This is a genomic window from Arthrobacter sp. UYEF3, from assembly GCF_040546245.1.
In the GTDB taxonomy this organism is placed as follows: Bacteria; Actinomycetota; Actinomycetes; order Actinomycetales; family Micrococcaceae; genus Arthrobacter.
The window spans coordinates 116,977-139,358 of record NZ_JBEPNK010000008.1 but is presented as its reverse complement, the minus strand read 5'-3'; the positions used below and the strand labels follow the sequence as shown (position 1 = coordinate 139,358).

Below are 22,382 nucleotides of genomic sequence, written 5' to 3'. Positions count from 1 at the left end.
CCGTCCCGAACACGTCCACGTACGCGCTGACCAACGTCACGCTGCGCTACGCGGTTTCACTGGCCAACCTCGGCGTCCAGGCCGCGTTTGAGCGCGACGCCGCCCTCGCCGCCGGCCTCAACATCGCTGCCGGCCAGGTTGCTCACCACTCCGTCTCCGAAGCGCACAAGCTCCCTCTCGTGGCCGACTGGCACCAGCTGGTCTCCGCGTAAGTTCCAGCCGTAATCGGCTGCTCCGATACCGCCCTTTTGGACCCTCAGAACGGCAGGTACGGAGCAGTCGATCGCTGTTTAAGCCAGCGACCGGGCCTGCTCGATCAGCCGCAGCACCTCCACCGGCTCGACGGGATCCACCGGGAGCGGCAGCGCGGACGTGGCCCCGCCGTCGTGAATCTTGTCCGCCAGGATCCGGTAGAACTCCGGGTACGCGCCGCGCTCTGCGGGCAGGCGGTCCAGATGGCCGTCGCGGCCCAGCAGCCCTGCCCAGTCCGGGTCCTCCACGCCGTAGTCGGCATCCAGCGGACTCCCGCCGGCGGCCAGATAGGGTTCCTGCGGCTCGACGCCGTGCTTAGTGAAGCCGCCGTCGCTGCCCAGGAGCCGGAAGCGCGGCCCCTGCTGGGCGCAGAGCAGATTCATGGAGAGGTGGCTGGTAACCCCGGACTCGTGCCGCAAGGCCACAAACGCATCGTCGTCCGCGGGTCCCCCGGGGCGGCGGACGGCCAGCTCCGCGTGGGTCACGGTGGCGGGGCCGAAGAGCTGCACGGCCTGGTCCAGAAGGTGGGTGCCGAGGTCGAACAGCACCCCGCCGCCGTCGTCCGCCGTTGCCGCCGCTTTCCACACCTTCGTGACGTCCGGCGACCAGCGCTCAAAGCTTGATTCGAACCGCGTGGGCCTTCCCAGGACGCCGCGCTGCAACAGTCCGCGGACGGTCAGGAAGTCGCCGTCCCAGCGGCGGTTCTGGAAGACGGTGAGCACCCGGCCCAGGCGCGCGGCGAGGCTGATCAGTTCCGCGCCCTCGGCGCTGCGCACCGTGAAGGGTTTGTCGACGACGACGTCGAGCCCGGCCTCGAGCGCCGCCCTGGCGAGGGGGGAATGGGTGGCCGGTGGCGTCCCCAGGACCAGCAGGTCCAGGCTGCCGGCCAGTCCGAGGATATCCGCGGGAGTGTCGACGATCCGGGCCGACGGGTAGCGGGCAGCGGCGGCTGTCCTCCGGCCGGTATCGGACGTGGCGATGCCGTCGAGCGAGTAGGACGGGTTGGCCGCGATGAGCGGGGCGTGGAACACGCTGCCGGAGAGACCGAACCCCGCCACGGCGGTGCGGATGGGCCGGGTGGACTCAGCTGTCATGGCTCCACGCTACTCCCGCGCAACCATCCGACGCCCCTCAGCTATCGCAGCAAATCAAGCGACGCTCCCGCAAAAGGTGAGGGAGCGTCGCCCACAAAGCTGCTAAAGGTGAAGGAGCTTCGGAAGGGGAGGTGGGGTTACTTCTTTTCCCAGCCGATGGTGGTCCAGTCCGGAACCTGGGACAGGCTCTTGAACAGGGAGGGCCCGTAATTGGCCAGGCCGGTGCGCGCAAAAGAGATCTGCGGACCGTTCATTACAACGCCCATGGAGAAGTACTTGGCCATGTGTTCCTTTTCAACGTCCATCGCCGCCTTGTTGCGCTCGGCATTGTCGGCGATGGTGGAGAGCTTCTGGATTTTGGCGTCCAGCTCCGCGTCGCCGAGCTTGTTCTCGTTGGTCTTGGAGTCGTAGAACTGCTTGACGGAGTCGGTGGTATCGGCGCCGACCGTATAGCCGGAAACGCTCAGGAAGAAGTCGCGGCCGCCCAGGACCTTGCCGAAGTCGGCGGAGGCCCGCTGGTCGATTCCGACGTCCATGCCGCCGGCCTGAAGCTGCTTCTGCAGGGTCTGGGCGAAGGCCAGCGTGGTGGGATCGTCGCCGAAGTTGCTGATCTTGAAGGCGGCGGGAACGCCGTCCTTTTCCATGATGCCGGCGGCGTTGGCCTTATAGCCGGCGTCGGTCAGGACCTTCTTGGCGGCATCCGGACCGGTCTCCGTCACCGGGTAGTTGTCCTGGTAGTACGGGGAGAACGGCAGCAGCATCATCGATCCGGAGCTGGACTCTTCCCAGTTCAGGCCGTTGAAACGGACCTTGCGCAGGGCTTGGCGGTCCACAGCGGTGAAGATAGCCTTGCGGATGGCGACGTCGGTCATCGGCGCCTTTTGGGCGTTAATGTTCAAGCCGCCGGCGAACAGTCGCTGGCCACGGCGGACCTCGGAGTTCTTGGTGCCGTCGAGCTGCTTGTAAGGGGTGATGGTATTGGCGGAGACGCCGTCGATTTCACCGTTCTTGAAGGCGGCGATCTGGGCGCTGCTCTCAAGCTGGCGGAATACGACCTTGTCCAGCACCGGCTTGGTGCCCCACCACTTCTCGTTCTGGGCCAGCGTGACGGTCTTGGCGGCGGCGTCGTACTGGTTCACCTTGAACGGACCGGCCATCCATTCGGGGTGCATGTCGCCGGTGAAGCCGTTGTTGAAGATCTCCGGGGTGTTGACCGCGGGGTGGACGAACCCGGTGAAGAGCGCATCCAGTGGGTAGACCGGCTGGCTGGTGGTGACAACAACTTCCTTGTTGCTGGCGCCGGCCTTGACGGAGTCCACGAACTCGTAGGCACCGGACGTGACAACGTCGATGTCCTTGTTCTGCCCGTTGAGCATCTTCCAGGTGTTTTCGAAGGTCTTAACGTCGATCGGAGTGCCGTCGTTGAAGGTGGCCTTGTCATTCACCTTGATGGTGATGGTCTGCTTGCCGTCCTTGACATCGCTCTTGACGTCTTCGCAGAAGTCCTTGTTCGGTGTGGCGGTACCGTCGAAGTCGAAGTTCCAGCAGCCCCAGGTGCCGGCCTGGTCGATCGGCCGGTGCAGTGCAGTGTTGTCCGCGCTGTTGCCGTTGTTGGAGAAACCGTTGAAGTCCGGCCCGATGTTGCCCAGCGGCAGGGTGACTGTGCCGCCCGGCTGCAAATCCTTCGCGTCCTTGGCGTTGATGCTGATGAGCTTGGCCAGGTCGCTTCCGGAGTCCTGGCCCTTTCCGGCGTCGGGCCCCTTAGCTGCGCCCCCGCCACCGCAGGCGGTCAACGCAAGCGTTGCCACGACGGCGGTCACTCCGCCGATCTTGGTCAGATTCTTCATGTGTACCCCTCATTTTCTTTCTGGTGCAGTGCCGCGGCTGACGGGTAAGTCAGTCGGTTTAGTGGACAACGAGCATGTCCGCGTCCAGTTCGCCGTCCGGGTAGAAGCAGGCGAAGTGCTGGTCTGTTGTTGCCGCCGGCCCGTCCCGGTGCCCCGCGCCGGCCGCGGCGGCGGTTGGCTCCAGCGGCGGCTCCTGGGTCAGGCACTTCTCCTGCCTGGCGGCCGGGAGCGCGGCGAAGACGGGGCAGCGGGTGGCGAAGTTGCAGCCCTTCGGCGCATCCAGCGGCGAGGGCAGGTCGCCTTGCAGGATGATGCGTTCGCGGGTGCGCTCCAGTTGCGGGTCCGGTACCGGAATCGCGGAGAGCAGGGCCCGGGTGTACGGGTGGCGCGGGTTGTCGAAGACACTGTCGACGTCCCCGATCTCCACGATCTTGCCGAGGTACATCACGGCCACCCGGTTGGAAATGTGGCGCACCACGGACAGGTCATGGGCCACCATCAGGTAGCTGAGCCCGAGTTCGGCGCGGAGCTTGTCCAGCAGGTTGATGACGCCGGCCTGGACGGAGACATCCAGCGCGGAGACCGGCTCGTCCAGCACCACCAGCTTGGGGTTCACCGCCAGGGCGCGGGCAATGCCGATGCGCTGGCGCTGGCCGCCGGAGAACTGGTTCGGAAAGCGATTCACGTGGTCCGGTTGCAGGCCCACGAGCTCCATCAGCTCCATGATCCGTTTCCGAATGGCCGGCTTGGGCATCCCGGAGTTTTCCAGCGGTTCGGAGAGCACTTCGTAGACGGTGAAGCGTGGATCCAGGGCGCCGGTGGGGTCCTGGAACACCATCTGCAGTTCCTTGCGCATGGCGGCCTTGGTTTTGGCGTCCGAGGCGGTCTTGTTGCTCAGCCCGCCGATGACCACCTCGCCGTCCTGGTCTTTGTGGAACTCCATGATTTCCAGCAGTGTGGTGGTCTTGCCGCAGCCGGATTCACCCACGATCGAGAAGCACTCCCCCTCACGGATGTCGAAGCTCAGTCCGTCCACTGCCTTGACCGTGCCGATCCGGCGCTTGATCAGGGCGCCCTTCAGCAACGGGAAGTGCTTCCTGACGTCCTTGAGCTCCAGGACGGTCCTGCGGTCGCCGCGCGGGATCTCGTCAAACCGGGACACCGGGACCTCGGGCGCCCGGAAGATCTCGTGGACATCCACGTCGGCGCCCAGAGAGCCGGACTTGATGCACGCGGCCTTGTGTTCCAGGGTGCCGCCGTCGCTTCCGCCGACCTGCCACAGCTCGGGCTCACCGTCCAGGCAGGCGTCGCCGACCAGCGGGCAGCGCGGCGCGAAGGAGCAGCCGGTGGGCGCCTGGACGAGGTTCGGCGGGATGCCCTCGATCGGCACCAGCGAGGACTTTTCGGCAATGTCAACGCGGGGCACGGCGCCCAGCAGGCCCATCGTGTACGGCATCCGCGGGTTGTAGTAGATGTCATCAACGCTGCCGGTCTCGACCGGCTTGCCGGCGTACATGACCATGATGTCGTCGGCCATGCCTGCCACCACGCCCAGGTCGTGGGTGATCATCACGACGGCGGCGCCGGTTTCCTCCTGCGCGGTGTGCAGCACCTCGAGCACCTGCGCCTGGATGGTGACGTCGAGCGCCGTCGTCGGCTCATCCGCAATCAGCACCCGCGGGTTGTTGGCGATCGCGATGGCGATCATCACCCGCTGGCGCATGCCGCCGGAGAATTCGTGCGGGAAGGCCTTGAGCCGGTCCTTGGGGCTGGGAATGCCCACCAGCCCCAGAAGCTCGACGGCGCGCACCTCCTTGGCCTGCTTACTCATGTTGGGGTTGTGCACCGAGAGGGCCTCAATAATCTGGCTGCCCACGGTGTAGACGGGGGTCAAGGAGGACAGCGGGTCCTGAAAGACCATCGCCAGGTCGTTGCCGCGGAACCGGCACATGGCCTTGTCGCTGAGACCCAGCAGTTCGGTGCCCCTGAGCCGGACCGAGCCGCTAACCTCGGCGGTTTGCGGCAGCAGGCCCATGATGGCCATGGACGTGACGGACTTTCCCGAGCCGGACTCGCCGACAATGCCCAGGGTCTTCCCCGGCAGCAGGTCGAACTCGATGCCGCGGACCGCGTGCACCACCCCGTTCTCGGTATTAAAGCGGACGTTAAGGTCGCGGACGGAGAGCAAGGCACCCGCCGGGGCATCATCTGGCGCGTGCAGACCGGCGACGTGCAGGCGCTCCGCGGTGCTGGGGCCGGTGGCGGTGGTCTCGCTGCTCATGAGGTCGTCTCCTTTCGGCTGTTCTTTTTGGCGCTGCCGATGGAACTGGAACTCGGGTCGAACGCGTCGCGAAGTCCGTCGTTCATCATGGCGAGCGACCCGGTCAGCAGGAACATCACGGTCAGCGGCACCCAGAACATCCACGGGAAGGTCGAAACCTGGGAGGTGGCCTGGCCGATCAGCACGCCAAGGCTCACGTCCGGAACCTTGATGCCGATGCCGATGAAGGAGAAGGCGACCTCGGCAAGGATGGCGCCGGTCACGCCGCGGGTGACGTCCAGGACCAGCAGGGAGCCGATGTTCGGTACGAGGTGGCGCCAGACGATGCGCCGCGCGGGGATGCCCATGTACTGCGCGGCTTTCACGAAGTCGCGCTGCATCAGCGACATCGACAGGGAACGGATCAACCGCGCTGTTCCCATCCAGCTGAAGACCAGCAACACGATGATCAGCAGCAGCCAGCTGGGGAGGTTCTTCTTCAGCCCCTCTCCCCCACCGCTGGTCGCCACGGCAACCACCAGGAGGGCCGGCATCATGATCAGGGCTTCCAGGACGAACAGCATGACCTTGTCCACCTTGCCGCCGAAGTAGGCCATAGTGCAGCCGTACACCGCGGCGATCAGCACGGACACGAGCCCCACCACCAAGCCAATCAGGACGGAGACCCGGGTGCCTTCCACGGTCAGGGCGTAAAGGTCGATGCCCGCCTGGGAGGTACCCAGCAGGTGTTCCGTCGAGGGAGCCATGCCGATGTTAAGCGAGTCGATCGTCTCCTTATCCCAGCTGGAGAAGGTGCCTCCGATCAAGGAGAGCAGTGTCAGCAGCGCGAAGATGACCAGGCCGGCGACGGCGGTCTTGTTGCGCAGGAACCGGCGCAGGATGATCGTCGACTTCGCGATGACGACGTCGTTGTTCTCGATTTTTGCCTCTTCGGCAACCGCGGCGGGGTCGACGGTATTTAGGTTTGTCATGGCTATTGCACCCGTACTCTCGGGTCGACAAGGGTAGTCGCGAAGTCGGCGAGGATCGCGCCGATCGCGAAAATCACGGAACCGTAGGCGAGTGTGGCTGTGGCAGCGTTGACGTCCTGCAGGGCAATGGCGTCGATGCTCCAGGAGCCGACGCCGTGCCAGGCGAAGATCTTCTCCGCGAAGAAGCCGCCGGCAAAGATCGCTGGGATGGTGAAGGCGATGCTCTGGGCCACCGGGATGAAGGAGACGCGCAGGGCGTGCCGCGTGATCGCCTGGTTGCGGGTCAGGCCCTTGGCGCGGGCGGTGCGGACGAAGTCGGCGTTGACGTTGTCCAGCAGGTACTGCCGCTGGGCGATCTGGTAGGCACCCCAGCCCACGATCGTGATTGCGAAGGTGGGAACGGCGTAGTGGGCCAGCATGTCGACGAACTGGGCCCAGCCGTCACCGTCCATCCCCGGGGTGGAGATCCCGGTGACAAAAAAGATGCGTTCGCCTACGGTTTCGTTGATGTTGATGGCGCCCAGCTGGACCAGGAAGTATGCGATCGGGGCCGGCACGATGTAAACGAGGTAGCTGTACGAGGTGATCGCGCGGTCGGAGAATTTGTACTGCCGGGCGGCGGTGTAGACGCCCAGGGCGACGCCGATGATCAGGGTGAGGATGATCGAGGCCAGGAACAACCGGGTGGAGATCCAGACCCGGTCACCGAATTCCGCGTTGACGAACGCGCCGTTGGGGCTGCGTCCCCAGTCCCAGCGGGTGACGATGCCGGTCAGCCAGTCCACGTACCGTTCCCAGGGGCCCAGGGCCGGATCGAGGCCTTTGAGCCGGAAAGAGTTGGCCACCTGCTCGGGCGTGGGGCGCGGGATCTTCTCCTGCTCCAGCAGCGCAGGTTGCAGGCTGGTAACGGCCAGGAAATACCCGGCACTGGTGGTCAGGAAGATCATGAACACATAGGTGACGGCACGTTTGGCAAGGTATCGAAGCATGGGACTAGTTCAGGATTGCCGTTGCCTGCGGAATGTGAGGCGTGACCGGACCGGCCGGACCAACGTGTCCGGGCGCCGGGGTTGTTACAACGTTCACAGCAAAGATCCTTCCGTTGTCCCCTTCGGGCGCGGGTTGTCCACAGCCGATCCGGGATCAGTGCCAGCGGGTGCCTGGCCGCCCACAGGCCTTCGGCCAACCCTTGACGGGCTATGTTGCGGGTCACATTCCAGAGGAAACTACCACATAAGGATCACGGGCAGACGGGCGAACCGGCGGGAAGCGGTATTAGGACTACCAGATCGTTATGAATAATTCCCTTGAATTGATTTGACTTGGCAGACGGCATTTGGGTTCGCTAGTCTACGTGCCCCGCACAACGCGCGTGGCCAGCTCGCGCCACGATTCCACGAGGCTGCCGGGAGACATGCCATGGACCCGGACCGAGTGCAGAATGCGCTCCGGCTCAAGCGTCGCAGCCAGGGCGCCTGCCATCAGCCAGGGGTCCGCGCTCATCCCGGCCTCGCGCAGCAGGAGTTCCAGATGCCGGCGCCACAGGACCGCGGCGGGCACGTCGAAGCGGTTGTAAGCCGACGCGTCGGCCGCCCGGGCGAGTTCGCCGAATTCGAGCACCCAGCCGATGCGTTCCGCGCCACAGGCCAGCAGCCGCTCCAGGGGCGGGGCACCCGGCCCCAGCGGCGGCGGCCCGAACATGAACCCGGCCTGGAACTGGGCCTCGGCCTCACTGAGCAGACTCATCATCAGGCCGGCGCGGCTGCCGAACCGCCGGAACACGGTCCCCTTGCCCACGCCGGCCCGCGCGGCGAGGGAATCCATGGTGAGACCGTCCGCACCGCACTCCTCGATGAGGTCCCGGGCGGCACTGAGCAGCAATTTACGGTTGCGGGCGGCATCCCGGCGCTCGGACTCGGCGGCGGGCTGCCCGCCGGGCCGGTGACCGGCGCGGGCGCTGGCGGCGCTGGGGGCGCTACGGGCGGCGGCGGAGTGGACGGCCTCCACGCGCGGTCGGATTGGGATGAGGCTCACAGTGCCCATTGTAGCCTCGGGGAATAATAAGCGGACCGCAGTCCGTTTAGCATTCATGAAGGCCTCACCAGCCTCCGCGACCATCCAGCCGCCGGAATCTCCGCGGCGTTCTGCAAGGAGTTCACATGACCACCAATACCGTTCTCACCCTGGTCGGCAGCCTCCGCGCCGGCTCCACTAACGCCCAGCTCGCCGAAGCCATCCAGCTCAACGCTCCGGAGCAGGTGGAGGTCCTCATCCACGAGAGCCTCGGCAACATCCCGTTCTACAACGAGGACATCGACGTTGAGGGCCAGATTCCCGCCGCCGCCGCCGCACTGCGTGCCGCCGCCAACGACGCCGACGCTCTGCTGCTTGTCACCCCGGAGTACAACGGCACCGTTCCGGCACCGCTCAAGAACGCCATCGACTGGCTGTCCCGCCCCTTCGGCGCCGGAGCCCTCAGCGGCAAGCCCACCGCCGTCGTCGGGACCGCATTCGGCCAGTACGGCGGCGTCTGGGCCCAGGACGAAGCCCGCAAGGCTGTCGGCATCGCCGGCGCCAAGGTGCTTGAAGACGTAAAGCTCGCCGTCCCCGGCTCGATGGTCCGGTTCGCCGAGGTCCACCCGAAGGACGACGCCGAGGTAGTGGAGCAGATCAAGGGCGTGTTCGAGGCCCTCGCCGCAGCCCGAGCCGGCGAAGCAGACGAAGCAGGCGAAGCAACCCGCGCCGGCGAAGCAGCCTAAGCAGGCGAAGCAACCAACGACACCCCCGGCAGCAACGGCTGCCGGGGGTGTTCTGTGTCCCGGGGGCGGTCTACGCCCTCCGCCAAACTGGAGTCAACAAAAGTTTTCCCCAAGGCAACGATGAGCTGTATCCTACAGATGTGACCCACGAAACACTTGATGCCGCCGCAAGACTTCTTCCGGCCGAGGCAATTGACGCAATCGAACGTGCGGCTACGTCCGCCCACCGCCACGAGAGGCTTTTCTCGGAGCGCGCAGCAAATATCAAGCAGTCAGCCGTTCGGGACGTCTTCGACATCTCCCTGCGGCCGGGCCTCGTCTCGCTGGCCGGCGGCAGCCCCTACCTGCAGTCGCTCCCGTTGGAACGTCTCGGCCAGTCCGCCGCGACAATCATCGCGGAGCAGGGGTTGACCGCCCTGCAGTACGGCGGCGGACAGGGCACCGAGGAGCTCCGCACGCAGGTCTGCGAAGTCATGGCGGCCGAGGGGATTCTCGATGCGAAACCAGAGAACGTCGTCATCACGGCGGGCTCGCAGTCGGCCCAGGACGTGGCGACCAAGGTCTTCTGCAACCCGGGCGACGTCGTCCTCGTGGAGGATCCCACCTACGTGGGGGCGCTCAACACCTTCGAGGCCTATCAGGTCGAGGTGGGGACCGTGCCGATGGACGAGCACGGGATCGTCCCGGAGCTTCTTGAAGCCACGATCACCGCGCTGCAGACCGCGGGCAAGAGCATCAAGTTCCTCTACACCATCCCGAGCTTTAACAACCCCTCGGGCATTACCCTTGCCGCCGAGCGCCGACAGCAGGTCGTGGATATATGCCGGAATGCGAATATTCTGGTGCTGGAGGACAATCCCTACGGCCTGCTCCGCTTTGACGGCCAGCCGCTGACCCCGCTGCGGGCCGGCAACCCGGACGACGTGATCTACATGGGGTCCTTCTCCAAGATCTTCGCCCCGGGGCTCCGGATCGGCTGGGCGCTGGTCCCGGCCCACCTGCAGCGGCGCTACTATTTGGCCTCCGAAGCGGTCACCCTGTGCCCGCCGACGCTCAATCAGATGCTGGTCTCCGCCTACCTGCGCGACTACGACTGGCGCGGCCAGATCGCCACCTACCGCGGGCTCTACCGGGAACGCTGCGAGGCCATGCTCGCCGCGTTGCAGAAACACATGCCGGCGGGCCTAAGCTGGACCCGGCCCGAGGGCGGCTTCTTCGTCTGGGTCACGCTGCCCGAAGGCGTCGACACCTATCCGCTGCTGCAGAAGGCCATCGACGCCGGCGTCGTGTTCATCCCCGGGGCGGCGTTCACTCATTCGGACGAGCCGTCCAACAAACTGCGGCTTGCCTTCAGCGCGGTGCCGCCCGATGCGATCGAAGAAGGGGTGCGGCGCCTGGCGCCGGTCCTGCGGGAAGCCGTCGCGGCGTTGTAGCCTAAAGCATTGCCCTGTCTCTAACCCTGTCTTGAAACCTGCACTGACCAGAACCTGCATGACCAGAGGAGTCCCTTATGACCGGAATTATCGTCGTTGGCGTCGATGGAAGTGAGACTGCCCTGAGGGCGGCCCAGACGGCGCGCGGCCTGGCGGCCTCGCTGGGCGCAACCCTGCACGTGGTCAGTGCATTCGACAGTGACCGCACCGAAGTGTTCGGCAGCGGCAGCGACCGGTGGATTGTTTCTGACGCCGACGACGCCGAGAAGGTTGCCAAGGACGTCGCCGCCAGCCTCCGCGGCGGCGACGTCAACGTCACCTACTCTGCGGCGCGCGGCAAGCCCGCAGAGGCGTTGATTAGTGAGGCGGAGCGTTCCGGTGCGCAGATGATTGTGGTCGGAAACCGCCGGATGCAGGGCCTGGGCCGCGTCCTGGGGAGCGTTGCGAACAGTGTGGCCCACAACGCCCCCTGCGACGTCTACATCGCCAAGACCGACACCTCCGACTAGGAGAAAACACAGCATAGGAAAAACGTAGCTTGGGAGAAAAGCAGAAGCGCAGGAGGAGGCGCCGCCAGCCCTAGGGCTGCGGGGTCTCCTCCTGCGCTTTCAGCATCCGGCGGAGGATCTTGCCCGAGGAGGATTTCGGCACGGCGTCGATGAACTCGACGCGCCGGATTTTTTTGAACGGCGCCACCCTCGCGGCGACGAATTGTTCCACTGCGGCCTCATCCAGCAGCTCGCCGTCCGGTCCCGGCTGGCGCACAACGAACGCCATCGGTACCTCCTGGCCGTCGCCGTCGGCAGTTCCGATCACGGCCGCATCCGCGATGCCGGGGTGTGTGAGCAGCATCGCCTCGAGCTCGGCCGGTGCGATCTGGTAGCCCTTGTACTTGATCAGCTCCTTGAGCCGGTCCACAATCGACACCACCCCGTCGGCCCGCACCGTGGCGATGTCGCCGGTGTGGAGGAAACCATCCGCATCGAGGGTGGCCGCCGTCTCCTCGGGCCGGTTCAGGTAGCCAAGCATCACGTTGGGACCGCGGCACAGCAGATGGCCCGGGGCGCTGGTTCCCTCGGCGGGGACCTCGATCTCCTCCTCCGTGGCAGGGTCCACCAGCCGGCATTCCATATTTGGCACTGTGTAGCCAACCGAACTGACCGGCACCTCCGTGGCATCCACCGGGATCAGGTGGGAGACCGGGCTCATCTCCGTCATGCCGTAGCCCTGGAGGACCCGGCAGCCCAGCCGCTCGGCCAGCCGCGCCCCCAGTTCCCCATCCAGGGGCGCCGCTCCGGACAGCGTGGTGTGCACCGAGCGCAGGTCGTAGTCCGCCACCAGCGGGTGCTTGGACAGCGCCACGGCTACCGGCGGGGCGATGAAGAGATAGCTGCACTTGTGGTCCTGGATCATCCGCAGGAACTCCGCCAGCTCGAACCTGGGGATGGTGATCAGGCGGGCGCGCTCCCGGAGGGCCAGGTTCAGCAGCACGGTCAGTCCGTAGATGTGGAAGAACGGCAGCAGTGCCAGGAGGCGGTCATCCGGTCCGACTTTGAGCAGCCCGCGTGACTGCTCCACGTTGGCCACGAGGTTCCGGTGGCTGAGCTTGACGCCCTTGGGCCGCCCGGTGGTCCCCGAGGAGTAGGGCAACACGGCGATGTGGGTGGCCGGGTCGAAGCTGTTCTCCGGGACCGGCGCCCGGCTGATGAGCAGATCCTGCAGCGACGGGTGGCCCTCGGCTCCGTCGAGCACCACCAGCCGTTCCGCCGGGATCCCGACCCGGCCGGCCGCCTCGCGGGCGGCGGGCAGCAGGGCCGAGATCGTGAACAGCCAACTGGCACCGGCGTCGGTGAGCTGCTTTTCGATTTCATCAGCCGTATACAGCGAATTGATGGGCGTGACCGTGGCGCCCGCCCGGAGCAGGCCGTGAAAGACGACTGTAAACGCGGGGATGTTTGGGCAGAGGATGGCTGCCACACCGTGGACGCCCAGCCCCTGGGCGGCGACGCCGCCAGCGAGTGCGTTGACCCGGTCGCGCAGTTCACGGTAGCTGGTTTCGGCGCCGCTGGTGCCGTCGACGACGGCGATCCGGTCCAGGTCGACCTCCCCCAAACCGCCGAAAAGGTACTCGTAGAGACTGACGTCAGGAATATCAACGGCGGGGAACGGGCTCGAGAACACGCAGAATCTCCTTTGATCGGCGTCCGCCGGCTCGACGGCGGCTGCTGCCACTCTAATGCCGCCGCGCGGCTGCGGGACAGGATTCTAAAGATTTGATCGCCGTCACCCCCTGCCGTGGGCAGCCTCACCCGGTTTTGCCAGCTTCGACGCCTTGCGCGGCTGTAAAATTGGGGGTGCCCCCGATGGTGCGGACAGTCCTATCCGCCCGCTCCCGGGGAGAACCTATGCCTACTCTTCAACGACGCCAACTCGTCGGCCACGACATCCTGCTGGCCCGGCACGGAAACCACATCAGCACCATGCGGGTCGACCGAGCTGCCGGGCGGGTGGTCGCCTACCTGGACGACGGTTCCGTGGACAGCGCCCCGAACCTGATCTCCCCGGCGCTGCGGATGCCCGACACGCTCCGGAGCGTCCTGCGCGAGGACTGGAAGTTCCTTGCCACGGTCTGCGCCGCCAGCTTTGGCATGGCCGGCATGGTGTTTGCCGCCGCCGTTGCCATCGCGGTCTGCGATCCGGGCATGACGGAGATGCTCCCGTCTTTTGCCGCCTACGGAGCGTACTAGTCGTCAGTCCAGCAGCAGGGCAGGCTCTTCGAGGATTGAGGCGACGTCGGCCATGAAGCGCGCCGAGAGGTCCCCGTCCACCACACGGTGATCGAACGAGCCGCCGAGGGTGGTGATCCAGCGCGGGATCACCTCGCCGTCGAGCACCCAGGGCTTCTGCTTGATGGTGCCGAAGGCCACGATCGCCACCTCGCCGGGATTGATGATCGGCGTGCCCGTGTCGATGCCCAGGGCGCCGATGTTGGTGACCGTGAGGGTTCCGCCCTGCATCTGCGCCGGCTGCGTCTTGCCTGCCCGGGCGGTGGTGGCCAGCTCATTGAGGGCCATGGCGAGTTCCTTGAGCGACAGGTCCTGGGCGTTCTTGATGTTCGGCACCATCAGGCCACGCGGGGTCGCGGCGGCGATGCCGAGGTTCATGAAGTGCTTGACGTGGATCTCGGCAGCATCGCTGCCGTCCCCGGCGTCCACCCAGCTCGCGTTGACGCTGGGGTTGCGTGCGGCAGCCCAGATGACAGCTTTGGCGAGGATGAGCAGCGGCGAGACCTTGATACCTTCGAAGTCGCGGGAGGCCTTGAGCCGCTTGACGAATTCCATGGTGCGGCTGGCGTCGACGTCCACGAAGATGCTGACGTGCGGGGCCGCGAAAGCCGACTCGACCATGGCCCGTGCGGTGGCCTTCCGGACGCCCTTGACCGGGACGCGCTCGATCCGCTGTTCCTGCGGGCGGCCGGTCTTGCCCCAGAAGGAATCCGCCTGGTCCAGCTCGGCGTCCCGCTGGGCCTGGTAGCTCATGAGGTCCTCGCGGGTCACCTCGCCGCGCGCGCCGGTGGGGACGACGTCGGCCAGGTCGATGCCGAGGTCCCGGGCGAACTTCCGGACCGGGGGTTTGGCCAGCACCCGACTGACAAGACCGGTGATGGCTCCGCCCAGGGTCGGGCGCGGGTCAATCGCTTCGGCAGCGGCAGGGACCGGCCGTTCCGCGCGGGAGACGGCTGCCGGGCTGACCCGGACGTCGTGCGCCTCGCTCCCCATCCGCTCGGGCGCCTGGGCGGAGGCGACCGGGACCGCCGGGCCGGAGATGCGGCGACGGCGTTTGACGGCGTCGGCCTTCGGACCGGACCCGACCAGCGGACCGCCCGCCGGGGGTCCGGCCGCGTCCGACGTGTCCGGCTCAAGCTTGCCGTACATGGGCACTTCCGCCGAAGCGGCGGGGGCCGGCGCGTCCGCCGCCACGGGGGTGTCCGCCGGCGCGGGGGTGTCCGCCGGCGCGGGGTTGTCCGCCGGTGCGGCCGCTGCACGAGCTCCGTCGGAAAAGCTGATGATCGGCGTCCCGACGTCGACCGTCACGCCTTCCCGGACCAGCAGCTCTGTGACGGTGCCGGCGTACGGCGAGGGGAGCTCGACGAGGGACTTCGCGGTCTCGATTTCGCACAGCACGTCGTTGACCGCCACGGTGTCGCCGGCCTTCACCTTCCAGGACACGATTTCGGCCTCGGTCAGCCCCTCGCCCACGTCGGGAAGGTTGAACTTGTTTACGGTCATGGATTCCCCGTCAGTAGGCGAGGGCGCGTTCCAGCGCCTCAAGGATGCGGTCGATGTCCGGCAGGTAGTCTTCCTCCACCTTGGCCACCGGGTAGGGCATGTGGAAGCCGCCGACGCGGATGACCGGGGCTTCGAGGGAATGGAAAGCCCGCTCGCTGATCCGGGCGGCGATTTCGCCGCCGATGCCGCCGAAGGTCGGCGCCTCGTGCGCCACAATCAGCCGGCCGGTTTTCCGGACCGAGTCCGTGACAGTGTCGAAGTCGATCGGCGAGATGGAGCGCAGGTCGATCACCTCGAGGCTGTGCCCGTCCTCGGCGGCCGCGCCGGCAGCGGCGAGGGCCACGGGAACCAGCGGGCCGTACGCCACCACCGTGGCGTCCGTTCCGGCGCGCAGCACGTGGGCCTTGAACGGGTCCGCGGACGCACCCGGCGAGTCGGTGTCGACGTCGCCCTTGAGCCAGTAGCGCCGCTTGGGTTCGAAGACGATCACCGGGTCCAGGCAGTCGACGGCCTGCTGGATCATCCAGTAGGCGTCGTGCGGGTTGGACGGAGTGATGATGCGCAGCCCGGCGGTGTGGGCGAACAGGGCTTCCGGGGACTCCGAATGGTGTTCGATCGAGCCGATGCCGCCGCCGTAGGGGATGCGGATGACGACGGGCACCGTCAGGTTGCCGTTGCTGCGCGCATGCATCTTCGCCAACTGCGTGGTGATCTGGTTGAAGCCCGGAAACACGAAGCCGTCGAACTGGATCTCGCAGACCGGCAGGTACCCCCGCAGCGCCAGGCCGATCGCGGTGCCGATGATGCCGGACTCGGCCAGCGGGGTGTCCACGACGCGGTCGGCGCCGAACTCGGCTATCAGTCCGTCGGTTACGCGGTAGACGCCGCCCAGCGGCCCGATGTCCTCGCCCATCAGCAGGGAGCGCGGGTTATTGCTCAGCGTCGCCCGAAGGCCCTCATTGATGGCCTTGGCGATGGTCATGGTGGTCATCGGCGCGCCGCCCCGTCTGTTTCTGCCTGCTTGGCGGTTGCCTGCTGTCTGCCTGCCTCGTCGGCGAAGCCTGCGCTGTATTCCTCGAACCAGGCCAGTTCTTCGGCCACCAGGGGGTGGGCCTCAGCGTACGTGTTGGCGAACGCGGTCCGGATGTCCGGGGTTTCCAAGTCATGGGTGGTCCGGCGTACATAGGCTGCGAGCTCGTCGCCGTCGGCCTTGACCTGTTCGAAGAACGCATTGTCGGCGAGCCCTTCGGTGCGGAGGTATTTCTCGAGCCGCTCCAACGGATCCTTCGCCCGCCACTGCGCTTCTTCCTCCGAGCCGCGGTACTTCGTGGGGTCATCGGCGGTGGTGTGCGCGCCGACGCGGTAGGTGAAGGCCTCGATCAGCACCGGCCCCTTGCCTTCGCGGGCATGCTCGAGGGCCCATTCGGTGACGGCGTGGACCGCGATCACGTCATTTCCGTCCACGCGGATACCCGGGAAACCGTAGCCCTTGGCCCGATTGGAGAGCGGGATGCGGGTCTGCACGGCGGTGGGAACGGAGATGGCCCAATGATTGTTCTGGCAGAAGAACACCACGGGGGCGTTGTAGGAGGAGGCAAACACCATGGACTCGTGGACGTCGCCTTCAGAGCTGGCACCATCGCCGAAATAGACCATGACCGCTGCCTTGGGATCCTGCGATCCGGCAGCCGAATCCCCCGCTGCCGCGCTGGCCGCGGCAAGCTTTTGGTCGCGCTGGATGCCCATGGCATAGCCGACGGCGTGCGGCGTCTGGGCGGCAAGGACCAGGGTGTAGAGGTGGAAATTAGTGTCCTTGGGGTTCCAGCCGCCGTTGGACACCCCACGGAACTGGCGCAGCAGTTCGGCCAGGTCCACGTTCCGGGTCAGCGCGACGCCGTGTTCCCGGTAGGTGGGGAACAGGTAGTCCTGCGGCTGGCTCGCCCGGCCGGAACCGATCTGCGCCGCTTCCTGGCCGGTGAGCGGGACCCATAGGGCCAGCTGGCCCTGCCGCTGCAGCGCGGTGGCTTCAACGTCGAAGCGTCGGATCTTCGCCATGTCGGCATAGAAACCGCGCAGTTGACCGGCGTCGATTCGCGCGGCGTACTCCGAGAACACCGGATCGCTGCCCAAGGTGCCGTCCGGTCCCAACAACTGGACCATGGGGACATCGGGATCGCCGAGCATGGCCTCGGCCCGCGCCTCGAGCCGGTCGTCCGCTTCGCTTCCGTCGAACTCGGTAGCGGGCAGTTGTGTGGTGCCCATACCGTCTCCTTGTCTGCCGCACCCGAATGCGCCGCAATCACTGGGATATATGCCGGAAAGGGAATGCATTCCAGTCCCGGCATATATTCTGGCTTAACTAGTCTTACTTTATCCGCCGCGACTTCCCCGCGGGCTTCGTGTTAAGCGCTAGGAACGCCGTGGCGCTTTTGTATGGGTCGCACACAAGTCGAGGAACCTGGAGTTGGCCTCTGGCTCACCGATACTCACGCGCACCCCCTCATTGCCGAAGGCCCGGACGGAGAGCGACTGTTCCGCTGCCAGCGCGGCGAATTCCGCGCTGTCTGCCCCCAGATTCAGCCAGACGAAGTTGCCTTGGGCGTCCGGCACGAACCAGCCCAGCTCCCGCAGACCGGCCGTCACGCGGTCCCGCTCGTCGACCAGGCTTTGTACCCTTTCTACAACCTCGCCGATGTGATGCAGCGAGGTGACGGCTGCTGCTTCCGCGATCTGGGACACGGCGAAGGGCGTGGCGGTGACGCGCAGGTGCTGGGTGAGGTCCGGTTGCGACACGCTGTACCCCACCCGCAGACCGGCCAGGCCGTGCGCCTTGGAGAAGGTCCTCAGCACGACCACGTTGGGATACTTGCGGTACATCTCGATGCCGTCGACCGCGTCCCCGGCCCGGACGAACTCCTGGTAGGCCTCGTCAATGACCACCACGATATCCGCGGGCACGGTCTGGAGGAAGCGCTCGGTTTCGTCCGCGGTGAGAATCGGGCCGGTGGGGTTGTTGGGGGTGCAGAGCAGGATCACCCGGGTGCGGGCAGTAACCGCGGCGGCCATCGCGTCGAGATCGTGCCGGCCGTCCGCCGTCAGCGGGATCTGCACGCTTTCGGCCCCGGCGAGGCCGACGCTGATGGGATAGGCCTCGAAGGAGCGCCACGCGTAGATGACCTCGTCCGCCTTGCCGTCGTCGTTCTGGCCGGCGAACGTGGCCAGCAGTTGATTGAGGGCCCCCAGGCTGCCGGCGCCGGTGACGATGTCCTCGGCCGGGACCTGCAGAAACCCGGCAAGCACCCCGCGCAGTTTGCTGCTCAGGGGGTCCGGGTAGCGGTTGAAGTCCGTTTGCGCGGCGATGGCCTGCTGCACTGCTGGAATCGGAGGTAACGGGTTCTCGTTGGAAGAAAGCTTGTAGCTCACGAGCCCTTCGACGGGGACCGGCGGTTTGCCTGCCGCGTAGCGGGGAAGGCGGTCTACCACCGGCCGCGGGCGGAGCCCCATGGCCGGTTTGTCAGATGAAGTCATGCCACCTAGCCTACGTCGCCGCCCCTGCCACGGGGCGGCGCCTATGACAGCATGAGGCCATGCGTTCATTCATTCTGCGGGTCGTCATCAACGCTCTTGCCCTTTGGATCGCCAGCTGGATCCTCCAAGGAAGGATCAGCGTCTCGACATCAGCCACTGCAGGCGCCGTGGCCGACAGCGGCATCACGCAGGGCGCCGACACCATCGGGATCATCCTCGCCTACCTGTTCATCGGGCTCATTTTCGGCATCGTCAACGCCCTCGTCAAGCCGCTGGTGAGTCTGCTGTCCCTGCCGCTCACCATCCTCACGCTGGGGCTGTTCGCGGTTGTCATCAACGCCGCAATGCTGTACCTGACTTCCTGGTTGAGCGCCTACACGCCGGTGCACTTCATCATCGACTCGTTTTTCTGGACGGCGGTGTTCGCGGCCATCATCATTACTGTCATCTCGCTGGTCGCCGGCCGGCTCCCCGGCGGCCTCCGCCGGTAGCGGGCACGCCGATGTCGTTGACCGTGCATACCGGTCAACCGTGCACAGGGCCTAACCGGGCACACCCAGTGGCTCCCGGGCGGTTGCGGGTCCGGCGCCCGGCGCGGGCGGTCGCGGCGGCGGGACGCCGGCACCGCGGTTCGGGCCCGGCGCCGTGACGGCGCCCGGTGCGGGCAGAGGCTCGCGCCGCAAGGAAAACCGGGTCACGGATGCGGTGCCGCCGGCGCCGACCACGGCGGCGAGCGCCGCGGTGGACGCCAGCAACGAGGGGTCCCGGCTCGCCGAGACCGCTTCCGCGCCGGCCGCGTAATTTTCCAGCCGGTGCCCGGGGCCCAGGCCGAAGTCCTGGGGCGGCGGCATGGCGAGACCGTTGGTTAGCGTGACGGTGACGCGCTCCTTCGTGTCCGCGTTGGCCACCCCGTCGGCGCCCGGAACCCAGTCATGCTGGTGCTCCAGGTGGAGGCTGCCGATCCCCGGCTCGGGGGTAATACCGCCCACCGGAGAGCCGGCCGTGAGCACGTACTTGAGATCAAATTCGGCCAGGAAGGCCTTATCCCTGCTGAGGTTCATGGCGTGGATGCCGCCTTGGCTATAGCCAACGACGGCGAGTTGCTCACCCGCCTCCGCACCGGCCTCCCGCAGCGCCTGCCGGATGGCCGCGGTGGTCTCCTGCGAGTCGTAGCCGAGTCCTTCGGCGATGCCCGCCGCGTCGAACGGGTTCGTTCCCTCGGGCAGGCCGCCGAGCTGGGTTCCCGGGACCACGACCACCCAGGCACGGCCGTCGCCGCCGTCGACCTGGAGGATCTCAATATCGCCGCTGTTCCGGCCCACCGCTTCCGCCCTCCGCAGCAGGCCCGCAGGGGATAGATCAACGTCCCCGGCGCCGCTATGCCTTCCGACGACCGTGACCGGGCGCGGCTTCAGGAACGCCAGCCCAGGCGCCATCGAAAGCTCCCGGACCGCGCGGCGGACGTCCGTGGGGCCGCTGAGCGCCGCGGCCACCCCCGCCACGGGAACGGGAAGGCCCAGCAGCAGGACGAGGCCGTGTGGAGCCATGGCCACGCCGCGCTCGACCTGGTCGCGGACACCCGGCAGCCCGAACATCTGTTGACCGGTGCCGTACTCCGGGCCCGCCAGCCCCATCCGGAGCAGCAGGGCGTTCCGGGCTTCCGTGAACTCGTACTCCCGGCGGCTGGCCCGGACCTGGACCGCGATGTGTTCCAGTTCGGCCCTAACCCGGCCGACTTCCTGGCCGGCCTCCCCGACCGCGATGATGGCGTTGCTGCCGGTGCGGTAGGAGTCCGGCTGATAGCCGAAGAGGGCGCGCCGGACGCCGTCGGCCTCCGCCTCCAGGGCGCACAGCCGGCGCACCACGCCGTCCAGGGCCGCAGCCCCTGCCAGCAGCTCCTCGAACTGGTAGCTGAGACCGCCCACTCCGCCGCGGATCCGCAGCATCCCGTCCGGAGGCGGTGCCGAGGGGCGGGGCGCCTCCCCGGAGCCCGACGGAGTCAGCTCCGCCATCAATATCCCGGGCGCCCGGACGAGAGCGTCACGTTCTGGGCGTGCCGCAGGACCGCTGCTGCCGCATCGTGCAGCCTGCCCCGGGCGCGACGCAGCGACGCGGCCTGAAGCGAAATCGTCGTCCGGTAGGCGCGGCCCGCCGGCGACTGCCAGGTCTGGAGTTCCAGCCCACCCAGCCGGGCAAGCACCGCGTCCGCCTCCTCCGCGCACGAGGCCACCCTGGCGGCTAGCTGTTGGACTTCGAAACTGCGCGAGGCGCAGGCCGCCGCATCGGCTGCCGTCAAGGTGCCGCCCATGGCCAAGGCTCCTTTCATTGCCGTCTTGTCCCGGGTTCGACGTTAGGTTCCCGCTGCCGGCCTCGTAACCGGCGCCGCCGGCTATGTGGAAAAGCTTCCGACGGAATGTCACACGCCAGGGTCCGCTTAAGGCCCGGCCGCACTTCGTGAAAGAATCGGATCATGCCTGAAACTGCCGCCACAGCTGAGACCCGCACGCCGTCCGGACGCCTGGCCCTCGCCGCATCCGACCACCCGATCGCGCTCGGACCGCTTGACGGCCGCTACCAGTCGGCCGTCGCGCCGCTGGTGGACTACCTCTCCGAGGCCGCGCTCAACCGTGACCGCGTGGCCGTAGAGGTCGAATGGCTGATCCACCTGACCAGCCACAACGTTCTTCCCGGCGCCGGTCCGCTGGGCGCCGCACAGCAGGAGCAGTTGCGCGCCATCGTCACCGAATTCGACGCCGCGTCGGTCGCCGAACTGGCCGAAATCGAAGCCGTCACCGTGCACGACGTCAAGGCTGTGGAGTACTACATCGGCCGCCGGCTGCCCGGCGTCGGAATCGAGCGCCTGACCGCCATGGTGCACTTCGGCTGCACCTCCGAGGACATCAACAATCTCTCCTACGCCCTGGGCATCAAGGGGGCCGTGGAGGACGTGTGGCTGCCCGCGGCCCGCGCCCTGGTGGCCCAGATCAGCTCGATGGCCGAGGCCAGCCGCGCCGTGCCCATGCTGTCCCGCACGCATGGGCAGCCGGCCACCCCCACCACCCTGGGCAAGGAACTCGCGGTCATGACGCACCGTCTGACCCGGCAGCTGGACCGCATCGCCCGGACCGAATACCTCGGCAAAATCAACGGCGCCACCGGCACCTTCGCGGCCCACGTGGCATCAGTGCCCGGCGCCGACTGGGAGCAGATCGCCCGGAGCTTCGTTGAAACCCTGGGCCTGGACTGGAACCCGCTGACGACCCAGATCGAAAGCCACGACTGGCAGGCCGAACTGTACGCCGACGTCGCGCGCTTCAACCGGATCCTGCACAACGTGTGCACTGACATCTGGAGCTACATCTCCATCGGCTACTTCGCGCAGATCCCCGTGGCCGGCGCCACCGGGTCCTCCACGATGCCGCACAAGGTCAACCCGATCCGCTTCGAGAACGCCGAGGCCAACCTGGAGATGTCCTCCGGGCTGCTGGACGTGCTGGGTTCTACGCTGGTCACTTCCCGCTGGCAGCGGGACCTCACCGACTCCTCCTCGCAGCGCAACATCGGCGTGGCGTTCGGCCACTCCCTGCTGGCCATCTCCAACGTGGCCAAGGGCCTGGACCGGCTGGACGTCGCGGAGGACGTGCTCGCCAGGGATCTCGACGCCAATTGGGAGGTCCTCGGCGAGGCGATCCAGATGGTCATGCGCGCCGAGGCCATCGCCGGCGTCGCAGACATGGAAAACCCGTACGAGCGGCTCAAGGACCTGACCCGCGGCCAGCGGGTCGACGCCGCCCGGATGCAGGAGTTCGTCCAGGGGCTCGGCCTGTCCGCGGAGGCCGAGGCCCGCCTGCTGGCCCTGACCCCGGGCAAGTACACCGGGCTGGCGGACAAACTGGTCGACCACCTGGCGTAGCCGTGCCTGCGTCGA

Annotated in this window: 19 protein-coding genes and 1 pseudogene; 7 read left to right on the top strand and 13 right to left on the bottom strand. The window is 67.0% G+C overall.

The genetic code is table 11. The features are described from left to right. A pseudogene (locus ABIB14_RS08280) lies at positions 1-212 on the top strand (alanine dehydrogenase); the annotation flags it as partial. A gap of 78 nt (positions 213-290) precedes the next feature. On the opposite strand, the gene ABIB14_RS08275 reads toward ABIB14_RS08280, so the two are convergent. The 6 genes from ABIB14_RS08275 to ABIB14_RS08250 form a co-directional block, all read right to left on the bottom strand. Beyond that, positions 291-1,346 carry a Gfo/Idh/MocA family protein gene (locus tag ABIB14_RS08275; RefSeq protein ID WP_354235397.1) on the bottom strand — a complete coding sequence of 352 codons (1,056 nt, stop codon included), beginning with the start codon at positions 1,344-1,346 and terminating at the stop codon, positions 291-293. A gap of 137 nt (positions 1,347-1,483) precedes the next feature. Next, complete coding sequence (locus ABIB14_RS08270; RefSeq protein WP_354235396.1) at positions 1,484-3,193, bottom strand: ABC transporter family substrate-binding protein; 1,710 nt, start codon at positions 3,191-3,193, stop codon at positions 1,484-1,486. Positions 3,194-3,251: 58 nt separating this feature from the next. Continuing rightward, entirely contained in the window at positions 3,252-5,474 is a 2,223-nt protein-coding gene (locus tag ABIB14_RS08265; protein WP_354235395.1) for an ABC transporter ATP-binding protein, read from the bottom strand. Continuing rightward, entirely contained in the window at positions 5,471-6,445 is a 975-nt protein-coding gene (locus ABIB14_RS08260; RefSeq protein WP_354235394.1) for an ABC transporter permease, read from the bottom strand. Before ABIB14_RS08260 ends, ABIB14_RS08265 begins: the two co-directional genes overlap by 4 nt. A gap of 2 nt (positions 6,446-6,447) precedes the next feature. Beyond that, the gene (locus ABIB14_RS08255; protein ID WP_354235393.1) at positions 6,448-7,434 is read right to left on the bottom strand and encodes an ABC transporter permease; all 987 of its coding nucleotides are present in this window, start codon (positions 7,432-7,434) and stop codon (positions 6,448-6,450) included. A 361-nt stretch (positions 7,435-7,795) separates the two neighbouring features. Next, a complete protein-coding gene (locus ABIB14_RS08250) occupies positions 7,796-8,326 on the bottom strand; it encodes a TetR/AcrR family transcriptional regulator (protein ID WP_354235406.1) in 531 nt (176 codons plus the stop codon). Between the two features lie 278 nt (positions 8,327-8,604). Here ABIB14_RS08250 and ABIB14_RS08245 point away from each other — a divergent pair, with 278 nt between their 5' ends. From ABIB14_RS08245 to ABIB14_RS08235, 3 genes are all read left to right on the top strand, one after another. Continuing rightward, complete coding sequence (locus ABIB14_RS08245) at positions 8,605-9,204, top strand: NAD(P)H-dependent oxidoreductase (RefSeq protein WP_354235392.1); 600 nt, start codon at positions 8,605-8,607, stop codon at positions 9,202-9,204. A gap of 140 nt (positions 9,205-9,344) precedes the next feature. Beyond that, a complete protein-coding gene (locus ABIB14_RS08240) occupies positions 9,345-10,637 on the top strand; it encodes an aminotransferase-like domain-containing protein (protein WP_354235391.1) in 1,293 nt (430 codons plus the stop codon). 77 nt (positions 10,638-10,714) lie between these two features. Next, entirely contained in the window at positions 10,715-11,146 is a 432-nt protein-coding gene (locus ABIB14_RS08235; protein ID WP_354235390.1) for a universal stress protein, read from the top strand. A gap of 70 nt (positions 11,147-11,216) precedes the next feature. Here ABIB14_RS08235 and ABIB14_RS08230 read toward each other — a convergent pair whose 3' ends face one another. Further along, positions 11,217-12,818, bottom strand: a complete 1,602-nt coding sequence (locus tag ABIB14_RS08230; protein WP_354235389.1) for an AMP-binding protein — start codon at positions 12,816-12,818, stop codon at positions 11,217-11,219. A gap of 224 nt (positions 12,819-13,042) precedes the next feature. On the opposite strand from ABIB14_RS08230, the gene ABIB14_RS08225 reads away from it, so the two are divergent. Beyond that, entirely contained in the window at positions 13,043-13,384 is a 342-nt protein-coding gene (locus ABIB14_RS08225) for a hypothetical protein (protein ID WP_354235388.1), read from the top strand. Between the two features lie 3 nt (positions 13,385-13,387). On the opposite strand, the gene ABIB14_RS08220 is transcribed toward ABIB14_RS08225, so the two are convergent. The 4 genes from ABIB14_RS08220 to ABIB14_RS08205 all read right to left on the bottom strand — a co-directional run bounded on the left by ABIB14_RS08220 (position 13,388) and on the right by ABIB14_RS08205 (position 18,454). Then, positions 13,388-14,926 (bottom strand): dihydrolipoamide acetyltransferase family protein, encoded by a 1,539-nt coding sequence (locus ABIB14_RS08220; protein ID WP_354235387.1) that lies wholly within the window; start codon positions 14,924-14,926, stop codon positions 13,388-13,390. A 10-nt stretch (positions 14,927-14,936) separates the two neighbouring features. After that, positions 14,937-15,917: an alpha-ketoacid dehydrogenase subunit beta gene (locus tag ABIB14_RS08215; RefSeq protein WP_354235386.1), complete on the bottom strand. Its 981-nt coding sequence runs from the start codon at positions 15,915-15,917 to the stop codon at positions 14,937-14,939. Further along, on the bottom strand, positions 15,914-17,188 hold the full coding sequence (gene pdhA / locus ABIB14_RS08210) for a pyruvate dehydrogenase (acetyl-transferring) E1 component subunit alpha (protein WP_354235385.1): 1,275 nt from the start codon (positions 17,186-17,188) through the stop codon (positions 15,914-15,916). Before pdhA ends, ABIB14_RS08215 begins: the two co-directional genes overlap by 4 nt. 147 nt (positions 17,189-17,335) lie before the next feature. Further along, positions 17,336-18,454, bottom strand: coding sequence for a histidinol-phosphate transaminase (locus ABIB14_RS08205; protein ID WP_354235384.1), 1,119 nt, complete (start codon positions 18,452-18,454; stop codon positions 17,336-17,338). 59 nt (positions 18,455-18,513) lie between these two features. Between ABIB14_RS08205 and ABIB14_RS08200 the strand changes: the two genes are divergently transcribed. Next, positions 18,514-18,945 carry a phage holin family protein gene (locus ABIB14_RS08200; protein WP_354235383.1) on the top strand — a complete coding sequence of 144 codons (432 nt, stop codon included), beginning with the start codon at positions 18,514-18,516 and terminating at the stop codon, positions 18,943-18,945. 51 nt (positions 18,946-18,996) lie between these two features. Here the strand turns inward: ABIB14_RS08200 and ABIB14_RS08195 are convergent, their stop codons facing one another. Next, the gene (locus ABIB14_RS08195; protein ID WP_354235382.1) at positions 18,997-20,466 is read right to left on the bottom strand and encodes a hypothetical protein; all 1,470 of its coding nucleotides are present in this window, start codon (positions 20,464-20,466) and stop codon (positions 18,997-18,999) included. Then, on the bottom strand, positions 20,466-20,780 hold the full coding sequence (locus ABIB14_RS08190; RefSeq protein WP_354235381.1) for a hypothetical protein: 315 nt from the start codon (positions 20,778-20,780) through the stop codon (positions 20,466-20,468). Before ABIB14_RS08190 ends, ABIB14_RS08195 begins: the two co-directional genes overlap by 1 nt. Positions 20,781-20,924: 144 nt before the next feature. On the opposite strand from ABIB14_RS08190, the gene purB reads away from it, so the two are divergent. Then, a complete protein-coding gene (gene purB, locus ABIB14_RS08185) occupies positions 20,925-22,367 on the top strand; it encodes an adenylosuccinate lyase (protein ID WP_354235380.1) in 1,443 nt (480 codons plus the stop codon). The last annotated feature ends 15 nt before the right edge of the window (positions 22,368-22,382 follow it).